The sequence below is a fragment of the Roseicyclus marinus genome (assembly GCF_036322625.1).
Lineage (GTDB): Bacteria > Pseudomonadota > Alphaproteobacteria > Rhodobacterales > Rhodobacteraceae > Roseicyclus > Roseicyclus marinus_A.
The window spans coordinates 2,819,855-2,843,438 of record NZ_AP027266.1; the positions used below are offsets into that span (position 1 = coordinate 2,819,855).

At 60.8% G+C, this 23,584-nt stretch carries 20 protein-coding genes and 1 pseudogene; 8 read left to right on the plus strand and 13 right to left on the minus strand.

The genetic code is table 11. The features are described from left to right. Positions 1 to 136: 136 nt before the first annotated feature. The 4 genes from AABA51_RS13585 to AABA51_RS13600 all read right to left on the minus strand — a co-directional run bounded on the left by AABA51_RS13585 (position 137) and on the right by AABA51_RS13600 (position 2,764). Positions 137 to 1,303, minus strand: a complete 1,167-nt coding sequence (locus AABA51_RS13585; RefSeq protein ID WP_338272492.1) for a helix-turn-helix transcriptional regulator — start codon at positions 1,301 to 1,303, stop codon at positions 137 to 139. 149 nt (positions 1,304 to 1,452) lie between these two features. After that, positions 1,453 to 1,878 carry a curli-like amyloid fiber formation chaperone CsgH gene (gene csgH / locus AABA51_RS13590; protein ID WP_338272493.1) on the minus strand — a complete coding sequence of 142 codons (426 nt, stop codon included), beginning with the start codon at positions 1,876 to 1,878 and terminating at the stop codon, positions 1,453 to 1,455. Positions 1,879 to 1,905: 27 nt separating this feature from the next. Then, complete coding sequence (locus AABA51_RS13595; protein ID WP_338272494.1) at positions 1,906 to 2,295, minus strand: hypothetical protein; 390 nt, start codon at positions 2,293 to 2,295, stop codon at positions 1,906 to 1,908. A 106-nt stretch (positions 2,296 to 2,401) separates the two neighbouring features. Continuing rightward, complete coding sequence (locus AABA51_RS13600) at positions 2,402 to 2,764, minus strand: hypothetical protein (protein WP_338272495.1); 363 nt, start codon at positions 2,762 to 2,764, stop codon at positions 2,402 to 2,404. Positions 2,765 to 3,237: 473 nt separating this feature from the next. Between AABA51_RS13600 and AABA51_RS13605 the strand changes: the two genes are divergently transcribed. Then, the gene (locus tag AABA51_RS13605; RefSeq protein ID WP_338272496.1) at positions 3,238 to 3,993 is read left to right on the plus strand and encodes a hypothetical protein; all 756 of its coding nucleotides are present in this window, start codon (positions 3,238 to 3,240) and stop codon (positions 3,991 to 3,993) included. A 128-nt stretch (positions 3,994 to 4,121) separates the two neighbouring features. Here AABA51_RS13605 and AABA51_RS13610 read toward each other — a convergent pair whose 3' ends face one another. The 5 genes from AABA51_RS13610 to AABA51_RS13630 all read right to left on the minus strand — a co-directional run bounded on the left by AABA51_RS13610 (position 4,122) and on the right by AABA51_RS13630 (position 9,494). Then, entirely contained in the window at positions 4,122 to 5,054 is a 933-nt protein-coding gene (locus AABA51_RS13610) for a glycoside hydrolase family 26 protein (RefSeq protein ID WP_338272497.1), read from the minus strand. Positions 5,055 to 5,074: 20 nt separating this feature from the next. After that, positions 5,075 to 6,883 (minus strand): glycosyltransferase, encoded by a 1,809-nt coding sequence (locus AABA51_RS13615; protein WP_338272498.1) that lies wholly within the window; start codon positions 6,881 to 6,883, stop codon positions 5,075 to 5,077. Further along, entirely contained in the window at positions 6,867 to 7,868 is a 1,002-nt protein-coding gene (gene galE / locus AABA51_RS13620; protein WP_338272499.1) for a UDP-glucose 4-epimerase GalE, read from the minus strand. The genes AABA51_RS13615 and galE overlap by 17 nt, the downstream gene beginning before the upstream one ends. After that, positions 7,865 to 8,845 carry a UDP-glucuronic acid decarboxylase family protein gene (locus tag AABA51_RS13625; protein WP_338276607.1) on the minus strand — a complete coding sequence of 327 codons (981 nt, stop codon included), beginning with the start codon at positions 8,843 to 8,845 and terminating at the stop codon, positions 7,865 to 7,867. Before AABA51_RS13625 ends, galE begins: the two co-directional genes overlap by 4 nt. A 421-nt stretch (positions 8,846 to 9,266) precedes the next feature. Beyond that, complete coding sequence (locus AABA51_RS13630; protein WP_338272500.1) at positions 9,267 to 9,494, minus strand: hypothetical protein; 228 nt, start codon at positions 9,492 to 9,494, stop codon at positions 9,267 to 9,269. A 240-nt stretch (positions 9,495 to 9,734) separates the two neighbouring features. Between AABA51_RS13630 and AABA51_RS13635 the strand changes: the two genes are divergently transcribed. Then, positions 9,735 to 10,067, plus strand: coding sequence for a DnaJ family domain-containing protein (locus AABA51_RS13635; protein ID WP_338272501.1), 333 nt, complete (start codon positions 9,735 to 9,737; stop codon positions 10,065 to 10,067). Between the two features lie 263 nt (positions 10,068 to 10,330). Here the strand turns inward: AABA51_RS13635 and AABA51_RS13640 are convergent, their stop codons facing one another. After that, entirely contained in the window at positions 10,331 to 11,161 is an 831-nt protein-coding gene (locus tag AABA51_RS13640; protein WP_338272502.1) for a hypothetical protein, read from the minus strand. A gap of 440 nt (positions 11,162 to 11,601) precedes the next feature. Here AABA51_RS13640 and AABA51_RS17155 point away from each other — a divergent pair. The 6 genes and pseudogenes from AABA51_RS17155 to AABA51_RS13670 form a co-directional block, all read left to right on the plus strand. Further along, positions 11,602 to 11,739, plus strand: a pseudogene (locus AABA51_RS17155) (IS3 family transposase); the annotation flags it as partial. 116 nt (positions 11,740 to 11,855) lie between these two features. Next, positions 11,856 to 13,045, plus strand: a protein-coding gene (locus AABA51_RS13650; RefSeq protein ID WP_338272505.1) for an IS3 family transposase whose coding sequence is annotated in 2 segments (ribosomal slippage) — positions 11,856 to 12,108 and positions 12,108 to 13,045 — 1,191 coding nt in all. Because the reading frame shifts where the segments join, the coding sequence is not laid out codon by codon here. Positions 13,046 to 13,461: 416 nt separating this feature from the next. Beyond that, entirely contained in the window at positions 13,462 to 14,370 is a 909-nt protein-coding gene (locus AABA51_RS13655; RefSeq protein WP_338272507.1) for a LysR family transcriptional regulator, read from the plus strand. Between the two features lie 103 nt (positions 14,371 to 14,473). Beyond that, on the plus strand, positions 14,474 to 16,132 hold the full coding sequence (locus tag AABA51_RS13660; protein WP_338272508.1) for a sulfatase-like hydrolase/transferase: 1,659 nt from the start codon (positions 14,474 to 14,476) through the stop codon (positions 16,130 to 16,132). Then, entirely contained in the window at positions 16,125 to 18,215 is a 2,091-nt protein-coding gene (locus AABA51_RS13665) for a TRAP transporter permease (protein ID WP_338272509.1), read from the plus strand. The genes AABA51_RS13660 and AABA51_RS13665 overlap by 8 nt, the downstream gene beginning before the upstream one ends. Positions 18,216 to 18,251: 36 nt before the next feature. Then, a complete protein-coding gene (locus AABA51_RS13670; protein WP_338272510.1) occupies positions 18,252 to 19,232 on the plus strand; it encodes a TAXI family TRAP transporter solute-binding subunit in 981 nt (326 codons plus the stop codon). 554 nt (positions 19,233 to 19,786) lie between these two features. On the opposite strand, the gene terL is transcribed toward AABA51_RS13670, so the two are convergent. From terL to AABA51_RS13685, 3 genes are read right to left on the minus strand one after another with little or no spacing between them, the layout of a single operon-like run. Next, positions 19,787 to 21,346: a phage terminase large subunit gene (gene terL / locus AABA51_RS13675; protein WP_338272513.1), complete on the minus strand. Its 1,560-nt coding sequence runs from the start codon at positions 21,344 to 21,346 to the stop codon at positions 19,787 to 19,789. Then, positions 21,282 to 21,755 carry a DUF5681 domain-containing protein gene (locus tag AABA51_RS13680; protein ID WP_338272514.1) on the minus strand — a complete coding sequence of 158 codons (474 nt, stop codon included), beginning with the start codon at positions 21,753 to 21,755 and terminating at the stop codon, positions 21,282 to 21,284. Before AABA51_RS13680 ends, terL begins: the two co-directional genes overlap by 65 nt. After that, positions 21,742 to 23,148, minus strand: coding sequence for a site-specific DNA-methyltransferase (locus tag AABA51_RS13685; RefSeq protein ID WP_338272515.1), 1,407 nt, complete (start codon positions 23,146 to 23,148; stop codon positions 21,742 to 21,744). The genes AABA51_RS13680 and AABA51_RS13685 overlap by 14 nt, the downstream gene beginning before the upstream one ends. Between the last annotated feature and the right edge of the window lie 436 nt (positions 23,149 to 23,584).

Sequence of the window (23,584 nt, forward strand, 5' to 3'; positions counted from 1 at the left end):
CGTAACTTAATTTGAGGCAGAACTGTTTCGAACAGGAGCACGCTCGGGCCTGCTTGCCCCGATACCGTTTGCAACAAGTTATCGAATTGCTGTCGATATGCGCCTGTCACAGGGTGAGGCCGTCTGGCCGGGCCGCCTACAAAGGCAAGGCACGCGCCATCTGAAGGAGGAGCGCCAGAAGTTCGCTCTGCCGCGATGTGCCCGTCTTGCGCAACAAAGAAGAAAGCTGATTTCGCAAAGTCTGCTTCGAAACGGACTGGTCTTGGGCGAATTCGGGCAAGGTGCGCCCCTCCAGCAATGCCAGAGCAAGTTCGGATTCCCGAGTTGTCAAACCGAAGATCGTCCAAAGCGTATCCCGGCCGATCCGCAGAGTGTCCCATCCGTCAATCGCGATGATCGCCACTTTGCCCTGCAAAGCCCGATTGCCCGTGCAGGGCAAACGCCCGTGGGACGGGCCAACCAGTGGCGTCAGTGTCAGAACCTGCGGCGCGCGCCCGGATTTCGCGCGCAGGGCGACCACCTCGCTCCGGCTCTTGTGGGCAAGGCTCGCCTGTTCCACTGCACCTTGCAGCAAAGCAGTGTTGGTCGGATCGACGGCGTGCAGGGTATGATCCATCCCGAGGACCAGACCCGAGGCATGTCGCAACAGGCTCTCGCCACGGCCATTCATCGCCTTCAGACGGCAGCGCTTGTCGACGATGAACGTTGGAAACGAGCTGAGTTCGAGAAAGTTTTGTGCCTCCGTCTGCGCCCGTCCCGCGTCAAAAGCCAAGTCGGCGATCCGCGAGGCTTGTACCAGCGGCAGAGAGAGCTGCTCCAGCAGCGCCACCGCGTGGCTTTCCAAGCGACGGGCGTCATGAGCCGCATAGCGTATTTCGAGCACCGTCTGGACGGCTTGGTCTCGGGTAATCACCACGCCGCAGCTGGCATCGAAATCGCCTGCCTTCGCAAGCCAGTCGATGAAGAACCGCGTTGCCCGAAAGGCGTCGCGGGGCATCAGCGCGTCGCTGGTGAACACGTTGCCGACTGACTGCCGCCGATGCTCGCGGAAGAGGGCGCAATCAGTGCCCAGTTCGATCGGAAAGGGCGGCATGGCGGTTCCGCCAAGCCGTCGGTGCATGATGTCGATATTGGCGGCAATCGCATCGTCTTGCCTGTAAATGAGGCAGGCAACATCGGACATCCGATCGCAGATCAGATCGAGGGCGACTCCGTGCAGGTTTCCCTCCACGGCTGCTTCGAACAATCGGACGATCTCACATCGTGAAACGAGCGCGTCCGCGCCCTCAGTGGCATCCCGCATCGCATCCCCCCAAGGCATGAAGCCGTTGACGATCAGTGCGGGTCCGGGCGACGGCCGCTCAGCCAGTGCAAAGTGTCCGCTGGCCCGCGCCTCTTTTGTAAAGCCACCTCCCAGAAGGTGGCATTGATGACCGTCAAGAGAGAGGGCGGTCAGGGAGAATTCATGGCGTATACCGATGTGCAGACCGTCTGTCCGTCGATGGTGATGACCAATTCCGCCATCGTGTCGGCACCCTGTCGTCGCCCCACACCGACCGAGCCAAGTTCCAGATCGCGTCCAGGCTCGCCATTGAAGTTGCCTTGTTGACCAACTTGGGACCGACCGCCCTGACTCTCTGTAATGACGTTCAGTCGGTAGTGTCCGACCATGACATCTCCCGGCACGACATGGGCAATCAACAGCACATGATTGCCACTTTCTTGCGATACGACCCGGCATTGCGTTGACCCGGTGTCGGCAAGGGCAAGACCCGGCAAGCCAAATGAAATCGACGCTGCGGTCAGACTGACGGCCAGCCAAACATGCGCTCTGGACGGCGCAAAGCGAAAACGGGTGTTCGGTCTTGGCTTCTGCATCACTTCCTTCCTCCAAGTCAGGCGGTCTCAATCGGACTGCAAGGTGAATTCCGACGTTATTCCGCCATGGTCACCCTCGGCAGACATGTTGATCGAAGATAATCTGGAGGAGACTTGCGCCGCTGCATTGATACTGCGATCACCCTCCTGATCCACGCTGACCTCGTGCCCCGTACCGGATTGCATGACGCCCGAGATATTGTGCCGTCCGCTCTGGGTGACATCCGCCAGGTTGTCTGCACCATCTTGAGCGATGGCCGAAAAATTACGCCCGGCCTGCGTAGTCTCGGCACGGTTTCCGAAGCCCGATTGATTGGTGGTCGAGAAATTTTGTGCGCTGGCGACACCGGTCGAAACAAGCAGAGCAGCTCCAATCACGATGCAGAGACTGCGCCGTAGAGTGATCTGACGAAACATGACAGTTATCCTTCAATTCTTGCTTTGTTTTGGAATTGGAGGCGACGGAGGTCGTCTGCGCCGCCCCCAGCGGCGCGTCGGATGATGATTTATCCGACGCGCTCACTCAGTTGGACTGCACGGTCAGCGAAGAGTTTCCAACGCCTGTCTGGATGGTCTCCGACTCGTGACCACTCCCGAACTGCATCGTCTCGGAGGCGTTGCCGATGCCAAGCTGATCGGTGATCGAGAGGTTGTCCCAGCCGCGCTGACCGGTGACCGACATGTTGCCCAGACCCTCCTGAAGCGACAGCGAACCGTTGCCGAAGCCGCGCTGATCAGTGATCGCGGCGTTGTAATCACCATGCTGGAAGGTGCCCTGGCCATTGCCGAACCCTTCCTGATTGACAAAGGACCAGTTGCCGTCTGCCATCGCGGCACCACCAACGCAGATGCCGGCGATGATGAAGGGAATTGCGAAGAGTTTCATGAGTATTTCCTCCGTTTGGAACATGACGCCAGAGCACCACCTGCCTGGCTGGGAGGATCATCACGCAGCTTGCGGATTTCAGCCTGCGCGCCTTCGTACTGTCGAACTATCCGGTTTGACTTCTATTCCGTCGGGCGGTGTGGATTGGCATCTACAGCGCTCCCATGGAGATGGGTTTTTTCATGACTGCGGCGGTGCTTTCGCAATTCCGCAGTGACACATGGAGGATCCGGCCTGCTCGTGACGGGTTTGAGCACCCTGACGTTGACTGGAATGGCCCAGACATCGCGCTTGCGTAGGACGATTGCACCAGACAACGAAGCTGCTCCTTTCCTGTGCCGCGTAGCCCTCGCTGGTTGTTTTTGATGCAGGCGGCACGTTTTTGATCTATAAAATCACTGCTGCAATACTCGTACGTGGCCGGTCGTTACGCCCGATGAGCGGCCTTGGAACAGGCGACAAGGCTAAAGGCCATGGTCATCCGGCTTTTCCTAATAACACTTCTTCTTGGTCTGAATGCAGGTGCAACCTCTGCCGACACCCGTCTTTCGGGTGGCTATGTCGGCTTGGGGTTAGCGCCGACCGTCACACGGCTGTCGTTCGATACGCTCTCGGCAAGTGTAAACGGTAGCTCCGTGAACATGGCCAATTCCAACGGGTTTGTGCCCTACGCCATGATCGGCTACCGCGAAAATTTTGGATCATGGGTGCTCGGCGGTGAAATCGACATGGAGTTGGGAAGCCGCAGCTTCGGGCCGGAAAATGGCTGTGCGCTCTTTCGCAATTGTGCCGAGGCAGGAGTCGTCGGGGAGATCGGCCCGCTCTACCGGGTGCGTCTCGTGCTGGGACGAGATGTCGACGGCGGCTTGCTGCTGCTGGGCGGTGCCGGGATTGCCGTTGCACAGGTTTCGACAAGCGCCGCCTACGTCACCTCGTCCAGCGTGAGTGGAACTTCATCCAGTTTTTCGAGAGCAAGCTCTCCCTTTTCGACCAACGACCTTGCCGTGGGGTTCACGCTCGGCCTTGGCGTGGAGCAGCGCCTGTCACATCGGCTGTCCCTACGTCTCGACGCGCATTATGACCGCCTTAACGTGGACACAGCCAGCCGGCTGTTTCTCTCCACCTCGAATACGACGGGTCCGAACACGTCACAGGCGGTTTTCTCACAGTCGGGAAACTTCAATTTCGACATGTTTTCGGCACGGGTTTCCCTGATCTTGCATTTTTGAGGACTGGCGTTCCACCGAATGCCTGCCGCGATCCGGAAACCGAACCGATCAGAAAGCCAGGCGCTTATGAAGCGTCGACCACGGCTTGCAAAGCACGGTTCTCAACGCACCGCCCCGGAGAGGTCAGCTCAGCTCTGCGGTGCAGTGACGCGTCGTGTGATGCGCCAATCCGGCAGGCCAAAACCTTGCGGCCAGTCGTAAACCTCCGGGTGGTTGAAATAGACCACCCCCACAAGCGCTGGGAATCTTGCCGACATTGTCCGGACCTGTCGGTCCCAGGCCGCGACATAGGCTGCATCGCCACTATAGCCCAACTCTGCCAACATGACCGGCTTACCGAATACGACGGCGCGATCATAGCGCGGGGCAAGGATCTCGGCGAAACTGCGGTCCCGACCATGATTTGCGCGATCCCATTCTTGCAATCCGAAAACGGTCAGTCCCACAAGGTCGACGAGATCATCGCCCGGATAGAAGGCCTGCATTGTGGCATTGCCGAGGGGAGACCAGATGAGCTGGATCCCAGGCACCACCCGCCGCGCGATAGTTGCCATGCGGCGATAGGCAGCAATGTAATCCGAGGGACGCCAACCCGACCAGATGAAACGGCCATTTTCATTGTCCATCTCATGTCCCCACCTCAGAATGAGCGGGCTTTCGAGGGCGGCAAAGACCTCGCAAATGGAACGCATATTGTCGTCATAAGCCCCTGAAGCGATCCCTTCACGCAAACTGCGCGCCGTGTTGCGCTCGCTTCTTGACCAAGTCCAAGGCTCCAGCGTTACAAGCAGGGTACGGTTGCGCGCTCTGGCGTATCTGTCGGCGTCAAAGACCGTCTCGATGGCGACATCCTCCCACGGCAGAAAAATGTGTTCGATGGTGCAATCGGCTGTGTCGGAAAAGTCGCCTCCCGGATCGTAGGCACCGAAAGAGATCCTGCCAGGCGGAACAGAACCGGATGAGGGACCTAACGCGGCAGACAAGCCCGCTCCGGTCAAGGCAGCTCCCAAAACAAATGTGCGGCGGCCCATCAAGACGGGCATGATGTTACGGGTTGCCATGACATATCTCCTTTTCGTCCTCAGTCACCATTGGCACGACTTGTTCGTGTCGTGTTGAAACGGATACGCGAGGCACCGACTTCGGCTCCGCTGCCTGCGCCCGAAACAAGGAACTCGGCCCGCGTCAGATCATGAAGCGCTGTCCCATAGGTGAGGGCATGGACCCCTTCCGGCGCCCGCAGTGAGACTGCCCCGACAACCAGGAAACTCCCCAGGGCGGCACTGCTGAGATGCGGGCGCATGTCGCGCCACCAGTCGGCGGCATTCTCGCGAATGTGGCCGAGAACGGCGACCCAAAGGATTGCGGCGTAAAAGAAGGCATTCAGCGCCGAGAGAAGATAGAACCCCGCCGCATCCTCGACGCGGCTGACCAAGAACACGGGCCCGATCGCGCCGATGAGCAAGACGCTGTAGACTGCCAAAATCTTGTAAGGCAATCGAGCCGTTGTGCCTGTGCCTTTCGGGGTGATGCGAAAATCGACGAAGCTACCTGTCAGCCTGTCGCGGAACGCCATGACGCAGCCAAATGCCACCCATGGCCACTGGACCAATAGAAAGAGCGCTTTCTCCCAGCTCAGAACAGGCGCAGCCGCGGGACGAAAGAGCCCATCCCGCCGCATCGCTAATGCAAAGGCGAGAATGGCTCCGACGGCGGGCAGGCTATGACCAAGGAACTCCGCATAGGTCACATCGGCATAAGGACGGTCGAGCAACAATGCCGCTATGGGCAAGGCATAGATCAACGCCGCAGTCAGCGCGATCATCGGGTAGAGCGCTTGGCAAAAGAGGAATTGGAACCGGAGCCGCCAGGGCAAATCGCGAAGATAGCGCGGCGTATGCGTCAACAAGAGCGCCACCAGACTGCGAGACCACTGGAACTCTTGGGTCACCATGTCGGCGAGGGTTCTGGGACCGTCACCGATGGCGATGGCGTCGGGGGCGTGAACCCCGCGCCATCCACCGGCGTTCAGGATCATGGAGGTAGAATGATCCTCGGCCAGTTCGGGGCCAAGCCCGCCCACGGAGGCCAGCGCCGCGGTTCGCACGGCATAATGCGATCCGATGCACATGGGTGCCAGAAGCCACGTATACCCTGACTGGAACACGCCGTGAAAAGCGGCCTCGGCCTGGAGCCGCGCGCGTGCGGCCCAACTTGATCCGGCATTCGCCGCGCAGATCGAAGGCGCCGTGACATATCCCACGGCAGGATCGGCAAAGGGGCGGAGGATGGCGCGCAGATAACCCGGCTGCGGGACGTGATCCGCATCAAGCTGTGCCACGACATCGTAATCGCGATAGCCCCAGTGGTCATAGAAATAGGCAAGATTGCCTTCCTTGCAGCGGGCGCGTCGGGGCCATGACGTGTTGTGATAGCGTAGGTCGTCCTTTCGGCTGGAAAGTCTCACGCCATGGCGCGCACACCACGCCCGGGTCAGATCGTCGGGGTCTTCGTCGGCCAGCCAGGTGTCATGCGGGTAATCCTGCGCCAACATGGCTTCGAGCGTTGGGATCAGGACCGAAAGCGGTTCGACCGGAGTCTTGGTCACCACCATGGCAACACGGACATCGCCGGGGGCCAGATCGGGTGCTGCCGAAGTTTTGGCCCCCAAGAATATCACTACGAAGTAAAGTTGCAGACCATAGATCCACCCCAGAACCAGCGTGGACAACGAGTAGCCCGTGGAACTTGCTACATGGGCCGGATCAAGCCACCAAAACCAGAACCACAGCACGCAGGCGACCCAAACCGCTATCAGCCAAAAATAACGCGACCGCATCCTCGCGTTGAGAACCGGAACAAGAAGCGTTGGATCAAGCTGTCGCTGCATGGCGGACCTCGTGGCCGAACCAGGGGGCGGCATGAGCGATCATCGTGTCGATATCGCTGAGGCGTGTCGAAAACCCCAACCGGCTGGCGGCGCGGCGGGGATCGGCGACAAGTGCGGCCGGATCTCCCGCCCGGCGCGGCAAGATCACATGGGGCACATGCCGGCCCGTGACACGCGCGACGGAGGCCAGGACTTCGAATACGGAAACGCCACGGCCGGACCCAAGGTTCAGGGTCATTGCCCCCCCGCCCCCCATCAGGTGATCGAGAGCCATGACGTGGGCCCGCGCCAGATCGGCAACATGGATGTAGTCCCGGACCCCGCTGCCATCCCGTGTGTCGTAATCGGCACCAAAAACTGAAAGCGGCTTGGACCACCCTGCTGCCGCCCTCAGGGCCAACGGGATGAGATGTGTCTCGGGGTCGTGGCTTTCGCCCATCTCTCCGCCGGGATCAGCACCGGCAGCATTGAAGTAGCGCAGGATCATCGGCCGAAACCCATAGGCCGCGGCCTGCTCGCGCAGCATCCGCTCACAGACCAGCTTCGAGAAGCCGTAGGGGTTGATCGGGGTTTGCGGCGTATCTTCCTTGATCGGCAGGACATCAGCTGCCCCATAGGTCGCGCAGCTCGACGAGAAGATGACCGCGTCGACACCCCTGGCACGGCACACATCCAGCAGTGCGATCATTCCGCCGATGTTGACGTCGTGATATTTTCCAGGATCGATGACGGACTCACTGACATAGGCGGCGGCGGCGAAATGCATCACGGCCGAGACCTGGTAGCGGGAGATCGTTTCGCCAAGCGCGTCCCGGTCGCAGAGATCTGCAAACCGCGCAGGCCCCCAACGCACATTGCCCGAATGCCCGGTGGAAAGGTTGTCATAGACCACCGGCAGATAGCCAGCCGCCGCCAAAGCCTTGCAGCACTGGGAACCGATGAACCCTGCGCCACCCGTCACAAGAACCGAGCGCGCGCCGTTCATGACACGGCCACCTTGGATTGGCAGCACAGCTCCTGGGCAAAATGCGCGATCATGCGATCCAGCCCGTCCGTCAAGGCGGTACTTGGCTGCCAGCCGAGGATCGTTCGAGCCAGCGTGATGTCCGGGCGTCGCTGTCGGGGATCGTCTTGCAGGGCATCAAGAAAGCGCAGCTTCGAAGAAGACCTTGTTTTCTCCAGAACCATGTCAGCGAGCATCAGCACCGAGAATTCGCGCGGATTGCCCAGATTGACCGGCCCGGAAACTCCATCGGTGCTGGCCATAAGACGCATCAGCCCATCGATGAGGTCATCGACATAGCAAAACGACCGTGTTTGCTGCCCGTTTCCGTAGATCGTCAGATCCACGCCAAAAAGCGCCTGAACCACGAAATTCGATACTACTCGGCCGTCTTGCGGATCCATGCGCGGCCCATAGGTGTTGAAAATGCGGGCGATCCGCGCGTCAACATGGTGCCGCTTTCGGTATTCGTAGAATAATGTCTCCGCCGCGCGCTTGCCCTCGTCGTAGCAGGCCCGAGGCCCGCAAGTATTGACCGCGCCCTTGTAACTCTCTGGCTGCGGTGTCGTTTCCGGATCGCCGTAAACCTCCGAGGTCGAGGCTTGGAGAATTCGCGCGGATTTCTGTCGTGCAAGCTCCAGCATGTTCTGCGACCCGTCGATGGACGTCCGGAGCGTATGGATCGGATCGATCTGATATTTCGGTGGGGAGGCAGGGCAGGCCAAGTTATAGATCGCCGCGACATCCTCGACGATCTTGATGGGCATTATGATGTCATGTTCAACAAGGGTGAACCGGTTCGTGTCCTCCAGATGGGCCACATTGGCCCTTTTTCCGGTCGACAGGTTGTCAATCGCGATCACCCTGTCGCCCTGTTCGATCAGGCGCGTGCAAAGATGTGACCCAAGAAAACCGGCTCCACCCGTCACTATGGTGACCGGGTCAGGCATCACTCTCATCACATTTGGCGCAAACAGGGTTACCTGTTGTGCCGACAAGGAAGGCGTCTGCATCTTGGTCTCCTCGCTGTTGGTTCGGTCGCATTTTCCGACCAATGCCGTGCAAAAAGGCGCTTTGCGCGATCCTTAAGCCACAGCGAAGCCATACGCTGCCATTCAGCTCCGCGATTGGATCCGTCATTATCTGCTTGGGTGTCGCACATGCCAAAGCGGCAACTTCACGCTTATACTGACATGGACGACGATTGATTCATTGATGATTGTCATCAGCGAAAAACGGCATCACCATAGCGATGCTGGCACAACGGAAAGGGTCAGTAGCCCGATTTGTCTTCAGAGATATGTCAGGACCATAGAATCAGCATCCCGAGCATCAGGAAAATAAAATCTTTTCATTTTCATCAAATTATCAAATTTCTCGCTAAAATAAATTCTGCCTGAGCCACAAGATCAGCGAAAATTTATTGATTGGGTCCTCGGGTGGCAGGTCAGGATCATATTCAGGCAGTGGTCTAACCGGGTTTTCCGGTTCATCGAAGGCAGGAAGCTCCGGCGGTGCATTGTCCGGCTTTTCGTTTGGGCTGCCGTCTGGCATTTCCTTAGGGGTACGCCCTGCGAAGGTTGCTGGAACTGCGCGCAAAGTGTTCATCGTAGAAACTGCCTTATCGAGTGGATTGATACAGGTGTGCTGCCAGCCATAATTTTTCCTTCGCAAGCAAGGTTTGGCCACTCGCATGAGAAAATTTGGCCATTGAGTCCGAAAACGGGGATTTTCTCCGAAAATCTCGGAATTGAGGCAGGGCGGCGCCGAAAGGTGCCGCCCTAAGTCTTCCCAAAAGCCCTTTGGCGTTATAAGATAACTTTATACTTGGTCCAACGATAACGCATTATGCCCCAAAATTTTGAACGACTTGTGGAGCGACAAATCCAGAAGGCTTTCGCCGAGGTAAAGCTGAGTGGCCTCTCGGGTGAAGGGAAGCCTCTGCCAGATCGATCAGGTGATGCGTTCAATGATATGGCGCAGGCTGTGGCCTTCCGCATAATGGCCGAGGCAGGGGCCTTGCCCGAGGAATTCAAAATTAAAAAACTGCTCGATGCGGCGAAACAGCGTTACGTGGAGGCAGAGAATGAAGAGGCCAAATATGTCGCAATGGCTTTGATCGCAGCCCTTCAGCAGCGCTACAACATAGCTGTCGAGGCCAGGCGACGTTTCATGGTTTGATTGGTTTTCTCTCGAAGTCTGACCCTCATAATTCACAGAATTAAAATCGGCGGTGAGCGCGGAATGTGGCATCGTCTACTGAGGACCCCGAGGTCGAGATCGGGAGGAAGTGAAGGTACCGCCCATAACAGGAAGCCAATGGATACCCCTGCCCCCCTTATGCCTAATGCGGGCAATAGCTCCGGCAACGCATTTCTTGCATTGCCCCCAACCTCAGACCGTCAGATGCCTACCTGTTGCGCCTGAGCAGCATGCACCTTCGTTCAGTCACAAGGCCCCGCCATACGGCGATGCAGGAGGATGGCGGCTGCCCGATCCCGTCTTTGGGTATCCGGGCTGACCGCCTGCAAAACGCTGCGCAGCTCGAAAAGTTCCCGAGCCCCAAGTGCGCCATAAACCGAGTTCTCACCCTCGATCCGAAGCTCTTGCAGATCGCGGAGCAGATCCATCCGTTCGGATAAGGTTAGATTTCCGCGCAAGATGATGCGCGCGACACACTGCCGTGCTTCTTCGGGCCGATTGGACGTGCTTAGCACATCATCGATCTCGCGCAGTTGAAGCCAGCTTAGGGTCGGGACGTGTTCGCGCGAAAAACCCATGTTTTCCAGAAGCGTCTCGATGTCGCCGCGGTAACTCTGGCGCCGCCTCATTGGCCATTCCGATTCTGCGAGCAAGCTGTCGATTACCGCTCTCGTCAAGTCCGGACCCCTTTGTGCCAACACAGCTTCTAGCATGATGGCCTGGGGCAGTGTGACACCCCTGAAGTGATCCGCAGAATACCCCAGATCGGCGAGGCGTTCGAGAACATAGAGACGGAAGAGCTCTTCTTCGTCCCGAGTGAGCGAACGGCGATCCATGATGCGATCTATTGCGTCTCTCTTTTCGTTCTCCGATAAACCATCTTGGCCCAAGATGATCTCGATGTCGTAAACCTGTTCCCGAGAAAGGCTGGATATCCGCACTTGCGCAATTCCCAGCATGGTCAGGTGCAGGGCGGCATCAGGCCGTGGGAATGGCCTAGTTGTTTGCGCCTGTGCATCATTTACGGCAAGGATTACGAGGATGCTGGTGGCAATAAAAGTCAGATATTTCATTTCCAACATACCCTTTTGGCAGTGATGCTCATCGTGGTAGATAAATCCCCCCACACAACTGAAAACCGAACAAAACAATTTTGCACTTTTGACCAGTGATCCGGATTACCAAATAATCGACAAAATCCCTCGTCGACGACTATGCGACCTCAATCGGAACTCGACACCACTTCGAATAATTCGCTAATTTCTGCAGGCGCTTATCGACACGACAACATTCCGTCGACACGGTTGGTTTTCATGATGCATGAGACACGAGACCAGATAGACTGAGATTCGACATTGACGAAAAACAATCAGGCAGAATGCATTGTGGAACCTTGAACACTGAAAAAAATACGACCTGTCAGTTTTTGCATTGAGCTGCTCCCCGAAAATCGGACAGTGACGGAAGCTACGATCTGACGTCTGCTGGCCTCCCAGAACGAGGAGATCAAAACATGAGGAAACGCAGGAACCATGACGCGGGATCCAAAGCCCGCGTGGCGCTGGAAGCCGTGAGGGGCGAGCGTACGGTGTTGGAACTGCCTGCCGAATATGGCGTGCATCCGACGATGATCCACCAGTGGAGCGAGCAATTGTGCGCCATTGGTTCGAGAACAAAGGCGAGCGCTCTTCTCGAGGGCGCGGCTGACCTGCCATGGGATTTTTCCTCCACCGTCGATTAGAGTCCGGCCCAACCTGAGGACGGACAATGAAGCGAACGAGATTCACGGACGAACAGATCATCGGCATCCTTGGCGAGCATGAGGCTGGCGCGAAGTGTGCAGATCTGTGCCGCAAGCACGGCATGTCGGAAGGCACCTTCTACAATTGGAAGGCCAAGTTTGGCGGCATGACGGTGTCGGAGGCCAAGCGGCTGAAGGCGCTCGAGGATGAGAACGCCAAGCTGAAGAAGCTTCTGGCCGAGCAGATGCTGGATCTGGCAGCGATGAAGGATCTGGTTTCAAAAAAGTGGTAGGGCCCGCCGTGAAGCGTGAAGCCGTTGCGTATCTTCGGGCCGAGCATGGCCTGTCGGAACGGCGGGCCTGCCATATCATTGGCGCGGATCGAACGATGATCCGCTATCGCTCTCAGAGTGCCCCGGACACGGTTCTGCGCGGTCGGTTGCGGGATCTGGCCAACGAGCGCCGGCGGTTCGGTTACCGGCGCCTATTTGTCCTGCTGCGCCGCGAGGGTGAGCCCTCGGGGATTAACCGGATCTATCGGCTCTACCGCGAGGAAGGGCTGACGGTGCGCAAGCGAAAGGCCCGACGCAAGGCCGTCGGGACCCGGGCGCCAATCTTGGTCGAGGCACGGCCCAATGCACGCTGGTCACTGGATTTCGTCCATGACCAGTTCGCGGGAGGCCAGCGCTTCCGGGTGCTCAACGAGGTTAACGACGTCACCCGCGAATGCCTGGCTGCGATCCCGGATACTTCGATCTCGGGGCGGCGTGTAGCACGGGAGCTGACGGCCCTGATCGAGCGGCGCGGAAAGCCCGGCATGATTGTCAGCGACAACGGAACCGAACTGACCAGTAACGCGATCCTGCGGTGGTGTTCCGAGCAGCGGATCGAATGGCAGTACATCGCACCGGGAAAACCCACGCAAAACGGCTTCGTGGAGAGTTTCAACGGACGGATGCGCGACGAACTGCTCAACGAGACCATGTTCCGCAACCTGGCACACGCGCGGGTCGTCATCGCCGCCTGGGCTGCCGACTATAACACCGAACGCCCGCATTCGGCCTTGGACTACCAGACCCCTGCCGACTACGCGCGGACCCTGACCACCGCAATCGCCCGCCCCGCTGCGCGAGATGAAAGCTCCGCGCGTCGGGCGATTGCTCAACCTGCGCCAACCGGCGTAAACATGAACCGGGCTCCAGTCGCGGCTGGATGAAAGTTCAGTGGCAGGTCAATTCACCGCACGAAACAACGCATTCGACATAGTGGCGCAGACCGATTCAGGCGTCAGAACGTCGACCAGTGGCCAACCGAAGGCTCACCTCGCAGAGAAGCTGCCTCAGTTTTGAATGGCCGCTTTGGGCGGATTCCGGTCATTCGCCGCGGTGGCGAGCATGTCGGCCCTCAAAGGGCGGAAGCTGACATTCAATTCAATCGAGTCTGGGATGAACTGCTGCACTGCAGCAAGTCGGCTTCGAGCCCATAGCATACTCAATTCGTGTGTGGTGCAGTTTACGACCGTTGTCCGGTCTCCCGTTGGCTTGCGCCATCACTGAAGTCCTTGTTGCACGCAAGAAGTCTTGCCAAAGGCCAAGACGCCATGCCAGCCTGCCGCACCACGAGGAGCGGCCCATGCATCCCAGCCATGTCGAGCTTATCGTCGCGATCGCCGATGCCGGGAGCCTTGGCGCGGCGGCAAGGCGCATCGGCAAGACGCAGCCGGCCTTGACCAAGGCCCTGAAGCGCGCCGAGGAAGATGTCGGGGTGCAGCTGTTCTACCGGGGGGCGCATGGCGCGCACATGACCGCGGACGGGGCGCGCGTGGTCGAACGTTGCCGCCGCATCCTGCGCGACCTCGACGCGCTGGCCGAGGATCTGGCGCAACGCCGGGGCGAACTGACCGGGCAGATCGGCGTGGTCGTCTCTCCGCTGGCAGCGATGAAGATTATTCCGCCCGTCATGGCCCGGTTCGGATCGCGGTTCCGTGGGGTTCGGGTGCAGATCCGGGGCGGCCACGCCCCCAAGGCCTTCGCGGCACTGCACAGTGCCGAAGCCGATTTCGTCATCGGACCGGGCCCGTCATCCGGCGGTGAGCCGGGGCTGATTGCCGAACCGCTTCTACGAACGGGGCTGGCGCTTCTGACCGGCGCGAACTCGCGCTATGCGCGGACGACGGACCCGAAGATCCTGGGCGAGGCCCCCTGGGCGGCGATCGGTCCACGCGGCCGCCGCCCCTATTACGCGGATTTCCTCGAAGCCAACGGGATTGCCGCGAAGGAGCCGGTCCTGCTGTCGGATTCGATCCTGTCGATCCTCTCGGTGCTGGAAAGCTCGGATCTTGTCTGCAGCTTCCCCTCGCTCGTGCTGCCCGAAATCCTGTCGCGCTGGAACGTCGTCCAGGTGCCCGTCGAGATGGGGCCGACAGGGGTGGACATTGCCCTGACGCATGCGCGGGGGCGCATTCTGACGCCGGCCGCGATGGCCTTCGGCGACCTGGTGCACGAGGAGAGCAGACGCCTGCGCGATCATAACCCGGGGTAATGGGTCTGAAAAATTGCGCTTAGCGAGTTATCGGAGAATCGGGTTAGCCTGCGCATCGGGCCCGTGAAACCGGCCCGACGGATCGCGGGGGAGGCGCCGTTTCGTGAATATCCTGTTCATCATGTATGACCAGCTGCGCTTCGATTACCTCGGCTGCGCCGGGCATCCCCATCTCGAGACCCCCAATTTCGACCGCGTCGCGGCACGTGGCGTGCGTTTCACGAATGCCTATGTCCAGTCGCCGATCTGCGGCGCCTCGCGCATGTCCTTCTACACGGGGCGCTACGTGTCCTCGCATGGCGCGGCGTGGAACGCGTTTCCGCTGCGCGTGGGCGAGCTGACCTTGGGCGACCACCTGCGCGAAGCAGGGATGGCCTGCTGGCTGATCGGCAAGACCCACATGAAGGCGGATGCGAAGGGGATGGCCCGGCTGGGGCTTGCGCCGGACAGTGTGATCGGCGCCCGGCAGGCGGAGTGCGGCTTTGACACCTGGGTGCGTGATGACGGTCTCTGGGGCGAGGGACCGGACGGCTTCTACGACGAGAAGCGCAGCCCCTATAACGAATACCTGAAGTCGAAGGGATATGCCGCGGATAATCCCTGGTCCGAGAATGCCAATGCCGGCATCGACGATGACGGCAACATGGCCTCGGGCTGGATATTCATGAATGCCGACAAGCCGGCGAATATCCGCGAGGAAGACAGCGAGACCCCGTGGCTGACGACCCGGACGATCGAGTTCATAGCGCAGGCCGAGGGGCCGTGGTGTGCGCATGTTTCCTATATCAAGCCGCACTGGCCCTATATCGTCCCGGCACCCTACCACGACATGTACGGGCCCAATCACGTCCCCGCGGCCCGTCGCGATCCGGTCGAGAGGGAAGATCCGCACCCGGTCTATGGCGCCTACATGGACAACCGCATCGCGGCGGCCTTCCAGAGGGAGGAGGTCCGGCAGAAGGTGATCCCGGCCTATATGGGGCTGATCCGGCAATGCGACGACCAGTTGGGGCGTCTGCTCGACCATCTTGAAGAGACCGGGCGAATGCAGGACACGATGATCGTCCTGACCTCCGATCACGGCGACTACCTCGGCGATCACTGGCTGGGGGAAAAGGACATGTTCCACGATCCCTCGGTCAAGATCCCGATGATCGTCTACGATCCGCGGCCCGGGGCCGACGCGACCCGTGGCACCGTCTGCGATGCGCTGGTCGAATCCATCGACCTCGCAGCGACCTTCGTCGAGGCCGCGGGTGGAAAGGTGCCGGACCACATCATCGAGGGCCGCTCGCTGATGCCGTGGATCCGGGGGGAGGTTCCGGAGGATTGGCGGCGCTACGTCATCTCCGAGTACGACTACTCGCAAACGCCGCAGGCCGTGAAACTCGGGCTGCGTCCGCGCGACTGCCGGTTGTTCATGGTCTTCGACGGGCGCTGGAAGCTTGTCCATGCCGAAGGCGGGTTCCGCCCGATGCTGTTCGATCTGTGGACCGACCCGGACGAGTTCCACGACCTCGCCAAGGGCGCCGACCACCAGGCCGAGATCGACAGGCTCTATGCCTGCCTGGCCGGGTGGGGGCGGCGCATGTCCCAGCGCGTGACCAAGTCCGATGCCGAGATCCTGGCAGGGCGCGGCAGATCGGGCCGCAAGGGCATATTGCCCTTCCTCGTCGACGGGTCCGAGGTGCCCGAGGAACTGACCAGCCGGTATCGGGGGCCCGCCCGGCAGGATTTCACGGCGGAGCGGCGCGATGAGTGACGCCTTGCCCCGGCCGCTGGACCAGCGCATGCGCGATGTGCTGGCCGTGTGTTTCACGCTGGTGATCCTGCTTTACGCAGCCGGCGGCCCGATCAGCGATTTCGTGCGCTGGTTTGTCGAGGCCACAACAGAGGGCTGGGACGAGCTGTCGCGCCGCGACCAGCGCGTGGTCATGCGCGAACACTGGCTGGGGGCGGGCTGGCGTGCGGTCGAGCGCAACCTGCTGCAGCCCACGGGCCTGATCCTGGGCCTGCCCATCGCGTTCGGGCTGGCGGTTTCCGCGCTGTCGCTTCAGGCCCGGCCTGGCCTGCGCTGGGTGAACTGGGGGCTTGCCGGTACCGCGGTCGCCACCATGACGCTCTGGATCGTGGATATCTTCGCGACCGATGCGGGGCTGCTGCCATCCGCGGACCCGATCGACTTCGTGATCTTTCCCATCGCCGCGGCGGTCACGCTTTTCCTCACCTGGCGCATGTTCGGCGGGTTCATCGCGGCCTTCTGCCTGTTCTGGGTTCTTTACCTGTTCACCCGCGGGCTTTTCCCGGACTGGGCCGGCATTTTCCAGGGGTCGGACGCGACCATCGCGCAGAACCTGCGCGCGATGGTGCAGAATTTCTGGAGCCAGACCGGGGGCATGTTCGGGCAACCCATCCAGGTGGTGTCGGGCAACGTGCTGATCTTCATCGTCTTCGGAGCGGTGCTGATGGCTTCGGGGGCGGGCGAGCTGTTGATGAAGATCGCGAACCGCCTGACCGGGGGCTTCATCGGCGGTGCGGCCCATGCCTCGGTCGCCTCCTCCGCCTTGTTCGGCACGCTGTCAGGGGCGGCGATTTCCAACGTCGTGTCGACCGGCGTCATGACCATCCCGGTGATCAAGAAGGCGGGCTTCCGCCCCAGCTTCGCGGGCGCGGTCGAAGCGGCGGCCTCGACCGGGGGGCAGATCATGCCGCCGGTCATGGGCGTGGTCGCCTTCTTCGTCGCGGGGCAGATCGGGCTGGAGTATCGCTACATCGTCGTCGCCGCCATCCTGCCGGCCTTCTTCTACTATCTCGGCACCTTCATGGCGGTCTATTTCGAGGCGCGGCGCGCGGGTGTGGGGCGGCTGCCGCCCGAGGCGCGCCCGCGGCTTTCGGGGCACGAACTTCGCCAGTGCCTGGTCTTCGTCATACCGCTCGGCGTGCTGTCGACCTTCCTGTTCATCCAGCCCTCGGTGCCGAAAGCGGGTTTCTACGGCTTCGTCGCGGCCCTCGTCTCGGCGCTGGTCCTGTTTCCCGGCTTCAGGTCGCGGAGCAAGCTTTGGGCCGCCTTTGTCGATGCGGGCCGCATGTCCGCCTCCATCGTCGTGATCGTCGCCGCCATCGGGCTGATCGTCGGGCTGATCCAGCTTTCGGGCTTTTCGGGGCGGTTGTCGCTCCTGCTGGCGCAGCTGGCCGATGGCCCGCTGATCCTGGTCCTCCTCGTCGTCGCGCTGGGGTCCATCGTGCTGGGGATGGGGCTGCCACCGGGGGCCACCTATTTCATCATCGTGATCGCGCTGAGCTCCGGCATCGAGGCGGTGGGCATCCCCGAGCTGACGCTGCACCTGTTCGTCGTCTTCTTCGCGGTCATGTCCACGGTGACGCCGCCCGTGGCGCTTGCCGCCTTCGCGGCCGCCCCGATCGCGGGGGCCGACCCGATGCGGACAGGCCTGGAAGCCGCCAAGATCGGTTTTGCGGGTTTCCTCATCCCCTTCGTCTTCGCCTTCCACCCGGCGCTGCTCTACAAGCTGCAGCTTCTCTTCCCGCTTTTCGGGGCGGAGCTTTCCGGCTCGTCTGCCATGATGGACCCGGACACGATCAGCTGGGGGGAGTTCCTCTGGATCGTCGCGGCCTTTTCCATGGCGCTGTGGCTGGTCTCCTCGGCGCTGGCCGGCCACGAGGCCGCGAGGCTGTCACGGCTCGAACGGGTCGGACGCGCCGCGGCCGGGCTCGCCATGCTGGTGCCATCCCATGCCATCGCCCTGCCTGCCGCGGCTGCGGGGTGTCTTCTTGTTGCAGTCCACAGGTATCGGGCGCGGTCGGGAACCGTGGCCGCAGGACCCTGACGGCTGCCATCGCGTCATCACAAGGGAGGATCTGAGATGACAAAACACCTGGCAACCGCCGCCATCGGGCTTGTGCTTCTTGCCGGCCCCGCCGCCGCTCAGGACACGCTGCGCATGGCGACCATCGCGCCAAGTCTCGGCCAGGCGATCACCATGGCGACCTTCGCCAATATCGTGAACGACAATCTCGACGGGGTCGAGATCGAGGTGAACCCCGGCGGCGCGGCCACGCTGCACATGCTCGAAGTCGGGCGCGGCAACCTCGAGATGTCCATGGTGTCGCCGACGATCTACCGGCTCATGCAGCGCGGCGTCGCGATGTACCAGAACGAGGCCGATGCGGCGGAGATGTCCGAAAACGTCCGCTTGCTGATGTGGTTCCCCTACGGCGCCTATCACTACGCGGTGCGCGGTGACAGCGACATCCTTCTGCTGGATGACATCGAAGGCGCTACGGTCTTCCTCGGCCCGCAGGGCGGGGGGGCGTTCAACACCGCCCGCGCCTGGATCGAGGCCACAACCGGCCTTGTTGCCGGTGAGGATTACGAGGCGATCTCGGCCAACTGGCAGACCGGCTTCCAGGCGTTCCTCGATGGCTCGATCGACATGTACGTCAATGGCTGCCTGGATCCCTGCCAGCAATTCATCCAGTTCACCGAGACCGAGACCGTGCGGTTCATCGGGCCCGAGACGCACGAGAGTGACTCCGTCACCGCGTTCCTGGGCAACGAACGGTTCCTGACGGAAATCCCGGCCGGCGTGTATGCAAACCAGGTCAATGACGGCCCCGTGACGGCGAATGACACTTGGGTCGGCATCGGCGTGCGCGCCGATCTCGACGAGGAAATGATCTACCAGATCACCCGCGCCTTCTGGGAAAACATCGACCAGGTGACGACCGAAGCCCCTTGGGCCGAGGCGATCACGATCGAAACCGCTGTCCTGCCGCTGGGCGAGATGCAATTGCATCCCGGCGCGGCCCGCTACTACAGCGAGGTTGGCGCGATCAGCCAATGACAATAACGGGCGGCCGATTGAGGCCGCCCACCCAATGGCGCCTTGACGCGATGGCGCGAAACGAAAGCAAACCTTGTTGGGCCACTGGGAACAAACAATAAACCCTATCTCATAATGCTTGATCCGCATGCTAGACATCAAGCCGTAGCGCCGCGAATAACCGATGCCGATCTGGCCCGTTTGGGGATGCTGAAACGACCGCTTTCGGGCAACCGCGCTGTACTGCAGCGATCAGATGGCCGTCCGGCAGTGATTTGGACGACTGTCTATGCCGTGCGCGCATCGGTCTGGTTTGTCCGCACTCCAGTCATTCAGCGTGCGGAGATGCTACGCGATGCACGAATGGCCGCTTCGGGGAAGCTGCACCGCAGCACGGTCGTCCATCTGGAAAGTCGGCTTTGGGCCGACACCGGCCACACTGTCTGAACGCGCTAAACAACCACTTTCCTGCTTTCTTTGGGAAGGTATCCCTACCAACGACGTATTCGGTGGTCTGTGCCCTTAATTTCGCGCAATCAGGGCAGAGCAGATTGAACTAAGCGGCCTGCCTTCCCTTACACGTCATCGTGCCGCGCCCGCATAGAGCGCCGCGCAGGCCTACGTCGGATGGGCCGGCTGCGCCGTTCGACCCGCAGTGGATGCTGACGATCGAGGGCGCGCCAAAAGCCGTTGCCCTTCGACCAGTTCAGGAACTGGCTGAAGCTGTCGACTTGATCATCGTGGCGACCACGGGGAAAGCTCTGAAGCTCACGCTTGAAGTCCGCCAGCCATGCAGCTTCGCTAGGCAGCAAGACCTTGCCCTCCTCAACGGAAGCGCAGGCGGCCGCGAAGCGGATCTCCTTGTTCTCGACAGCGGGAACTTTCCGGAACCGCCGCCTGTCATTGCGGAACAATTCGTCAAAGAGCGGCTTGCCCGTTGCCGCATCCTCAATCAGCACCTTGTCCGGATCCCACGCCGCAACCAGCCCCGTGACAGTTTTCTTGAGGTCAGGGTAATCAAGCCGCGCTCGGAACACATCGAGCAGGTGCCAACGGGTCTCCGCAAACCCCCAGGTCGTACATACGGAATAGTCAGAGCGTGGATCTGCCGACATGCCGGTGTCCCAGCTTTGCACGAGGAGCTCGTATCGTCGTGGCTCCAGCACTTCGTCATAGGTTCCAAACCACTCCCACCGCAGCGGTGATCCATCCGGTGCAATCGGGTTTTGCTGGTACTGGCAATTGAACACCGCCGTCCCCAGTTCTCGCCGGAGACGCTCGAGCGCATCAAGATCAAGACGCTCCGGAAAGAGCGGCTGGCCCGGCAAGCGGCGATGCACCCGTCCACCGGGCAAGAGAACACTGTCCTCAACCTCAGCAATGGCGGGGAGGTTCAGGTGACGGTAGGTACCCTTGCCCAAGAGGTAGCCCGGCGGATCCATTTCGTGCAGCCGCTGCGCAACCATGACCACGCGGCCTTCAGCCGGATTGTCGAAGCGCGACAGCAAAGTGGCCTCGATGAAGTCCTGCGCGCGGTAACGTTCGACCTCAGAACCCGCATCCGCCGCTTTCAGCAGATCGTCGATGATGATCGTATCGGCGCCGTGCCCTGTCACGGAACTGCCGAGCGAGACCGCCTTGCGCCCGCCACCCTGCGTCGTGCGCAGCTCGTCAATCGTGGTGCCTCGCGTGGCAAGCCGGGTACGCGGGAACATCTGTTTGTACCAGGGAGCCTCCATCACCCGCCGGCAATCCTCTGCGTGTTTGCGGGCAAGATCGAGACCGTAGCTTGCCACCATGATCTTCGTATGCGGCCCGTGTCCGAGCAAAAATGCCGGATAGGCAACGGCGACAGTGATCGACTTCAGACAGCGCGGCGGCATGGTAATCACAAGCCGGCGGTTTATCCCGTTGCGCAGATCTTCAAGCTCTTTGCAGATCGCTTCCACATGCCAAGCGGGCACAAAGCGATGCGCCGGGTCGGCATGGAGGGTCGCGAAGACCCTCCAAACGAAGTGGAAGAAGTTGTCGCGGCAGACGACCTGAGCGGCCCGCCGACAGCGCGCGGGATCAGGCATCACTGTCATCTTCGCCTCCCACGCCAGGGTCTGTGTACTGCCGATCCGCTTTGTCATCGGCATCTTCGGGCGGATGTGAGCCCGAGAGGGCAAAGAAGTGACGCAGGATGTCGAGATCGACTTGGTCGACCTCCGCGCTTTCGGCCTGTGCGGCATCCCCGCTGGCTCGTACGCTCATCAGATCGTTGTCGAGCGCAAGCAGGCTCTTCAGGGCCGCCATGTCGCCCTTCAACGCCAGCTCCAGCAAACGCTTCGCCGCCGCTTCTCCTTTAGAGATCCGCGTCACGCGATTGCCATCCCGCACCACTATGGGCGCTTCAAGCTCTCGGATCAGGCTTGCCCTGAAGCCACGCGCGCCTTTCGGCCGTCCTTTAGGGTTGCCAGACTGTCCCTTCTTGAACCGGGACGCCTTCGGCGGCTTGCCGTACCCCACCTCGTAGCCATCATCATCGTCATGCCTCGACATGAGAGGCCTCCCCGTCAGCATCGGCCTTTGCAGCCTGAACCCGATCATCAAAGGCTTCGCCGGTGACTGCGTGCACTGCGCGCTGGCCCGTCATGGCCTGCCAGCGGCGGATCGCAACATCCACATAGAGCGGGTCAAGCTCGATCAGCCGCGCAAACCGCCCTGTCTTTTCGGCAGCGAGCAGCGTCGAGCCCGACCCACCAAAGGCGTCGAGCACGATGTCACCGTGACGACTGACATCAAGGATCGCATCGGCCACGAGGGCGGTTGGCTTCACCGTAGGATGATCCGCGAGATCTGCCGACCTCCCCGCACCGAAGCTGTTGACACCAGCGTAATCCCAAACATTCGTCCGGTAGCGGCCGTGCTTGCCCAACTCGACATTGTTGACATGCGGCGCGCCGGGCTTGCGGAAGAGGCAGATCAGTTCGTGCTTCGACCGATAGAGGCTGCCCATCCCGCCATTGGTCTTGTTCCACACACAGAGATTGATCAGATCGAAGCCGCAGGATTTGCCCGCTACGATTACCTGATCGATGTGGCGCCAATCCATGCAAACCATGGCCACGCCCCCCGGGACGAGTGCGTCAAGCACCCTCCCAAGGAAGGTCCGCAGGAAGATCGCGAACTGATCCTCACTCATTTCGCCCGACGCCATCGCAAACTCACGGTGCCCGTTTTTGGCGCTGCGCACATGCCCGTTCACCGGAACATTGTAAGGCGGGTCCGTGAACACCATCCGCACCCCTCCACCATGATCATCGCCAAGGAGCTGAGCATAGGTCTCCCGGTCCAGAGCGTCGCCGCACAACAGCCTGTGACGTCCCAACTGCCAAAGATCGCCACGTCGTGTCACCGGCACCGTAGCGCGATCTGGATGCTCGATGACTTCGCAAGGCGATGCACTCTGCTCCTCAGGATCGAGGATCAGCAGGTCGATCTCGGGCGTATCAAAGCCAGTGATGGTAAGATCAAACGCAAGCGCGTCCTCCAACTGCAGTTCAGCAAGTTCGGCGAACTCGAGACGCAACGCATCGCGGTTCCAGCTCGACAGCTCGGCCAGACGGTTCTCGGCAATCCGGTAGGCCCGAACCTGCTCCCGCGTAAGGTGGTCGACGCGGATCGCAGGGACGCTCTCAAGACCAAGTCGCCGCGCCGCCTCAATCCGCGCCTCCCCGGAGACGATACCCCCTGCGCCGTCGATCACGACCGGGACAACGAACCCAAACTCGGCAATCGCTTCAGCAAGGCGAGCGAGGCTTTTGTCGTCATGAGACCGAAGTCGCTTACCGTAAAGGGTCAGCTCGGTGATTGGCACCTGCTCGATCTGCTGGCTGCACCAGATCGGCCGATTGCGGCGCTTACGGGTTTGGGGTGTTTCGGGTTTCGACATTCAAGCCTCCATTCGTAGTGACGCCGTTCAGGCGCTTGATCGGAATGGATCGCTGCTGATCTCGGGAGCGCTGGACAGACCGCCGCCTCCCGGATCACGCGATCCGGTGAAGTGGCTTCGGACTGCCCTAAGGCCCTCAGAGGGCCATCATGCCCAAGTCGTGAGGGCTGCGCTGCTGAAGCGCCGTCACCTTGCCACAAGGCACGCGCGTGTCAAGCAAGATCAGGGGGGCTGACGTAATATTTTCGCTTTATTACAATTGGTTAAAGATACTGATGCTTAGTCAAACCGCTCAATCTATCGCAGCTATGGCACCGCGTAACTTGGCCTCGCCGGCAGCGCAGAACGCGCTCGACTTCCTCTACGAACAGAGCGGTACTGCACCCACGCCCGGATCGCTCCCGGGCATGCCTCGGTACAAGGACCGACACGTCGT

Bases quoted from the DNA above. Each gene is read 5' to 3' on its own strand.
- AABA51_RS13585 (WP_338272492.1), bottom strand. From the start codon at position 1,303: ATGCGGGATGCCACTGAGGGCGCGGACGCGCTCGTTTCACGATGTGAG.
- csgH (WP_338272493.1), bottom strand. From the start codon at position 1,878: ATGCAGAAGCCAAGACCGAACACCCGTTTTCGCTTTGCGCCGTCCAGA.
- AABA51_RS13595 (WP_338272494.1), bottom strand. From the start codon at position 2,295: ATGTTTCGTCAGATCACTCTACGGCGCAGTCTCTGCATCGTGATTGGA.
- AABA51_RS13600 (WP_338272495.1), bottom strand. From the start codon at position 2,764: ATGAAACTCTTCGCAATTCCCTTCATCATCGCCGGCATCTGCGTTGGT.
- AABA51_RS13605 (WP_338272496.1), top strand. From the start codon at position 3,238: ATGGTCATCCGGCTTTTCCTAATAACACTTCTTCTTGGTCTGAATGCA.
- AABA51_RS13610 (WP_338272497.1), bottom strand. From the start codon at position 5,054: ATGGCAACCCGTAACATCATGCCCGTCTTGATGGGCCGCCGCACATTT.
- AABA51_RS13615 (WP_338272498.1), bottom strand. From the start codon at position 6,883: ATGCAGCGACAGCTTGATCCAACGCTTCTTGTTCCGGTTCTCAACGCG.
- galE (WP_338272499.1), bottom strand. From the start codon at position 7,868: ATGAACGGCGCGCGCTCGGTTCTTGTGACGGGTGGCGCAGGGTTCATC.
- AABA51_RS13625 (WP_338276607.1), bottom strand. From the start codon at position 8,845: ATGAGAGTGATGCCTGACCCGGTCACCATAGTGACGGGTGGAGCCGGT.
- AABA51_RS13630 (WP_338272500.1), bottom strand. From the start codon at position 9,494: ATGAACACTTTGCGCGCAGTTCCAGCAACCTTCGCAGGGCGTACCCCT.
- AABA51_RS13635 (WP_338272501.1), top strand. From the start codon at position 9,735: ATGCCCCAAAATTTTGAACGACTTGTGGAGCGACAAATCCAGAAGGCT.
- AABA51_RS13640 (WP_338272502.1), bottom strand. From the start codon at position 11,161: ATGAAATATCTGACTTTTATTGCCACCAGCATCCTCGTAATCCTTGCC.
- AABA51_RS13655 (WP_338272507.1), top strand. From the start codon at position 13,462: ATGCATCCCAGCCATGTCGAGCTTATCGTCGCGATCGCCGATGCCGGG.
- AABA51_RS13665 (WP_338272509.1), top strand. From the start codon at position 16,125: ATGAGTGACGCCTTGCCCCGGCCGCTGGACCAGCGCATGCGCGATGTG.
- AABA51_RS13670 (WP_338272510.1), top strand. From the start codon at position 18,252: ATGACAAAACACCTGGCAACCGCCGCCATCGGGCTTGTGCTTCTTGCC.
- terL (WP_338272513.1), bottom strand. From the start codon at position 21,346: ATGACAAAGCGGATCGGCAGTACACAGACCCTGGCGTGGGAGGCGAAG.
- AABA51_RS13680 (WP_338272514.1), bottom strand. From the start codon at position 21,755: ATGTCGAGGCATGACGATGATGATGGCTACGAGGTGGGGTACGGCAAG.
- AABA51_RS13685 (WP_338272515.1), bottom strand. From the start codon at position 23,148: ATGTCGAAACCCGAAACACCCCAAACCCGTAAGCGCCGCAATCGGCCG.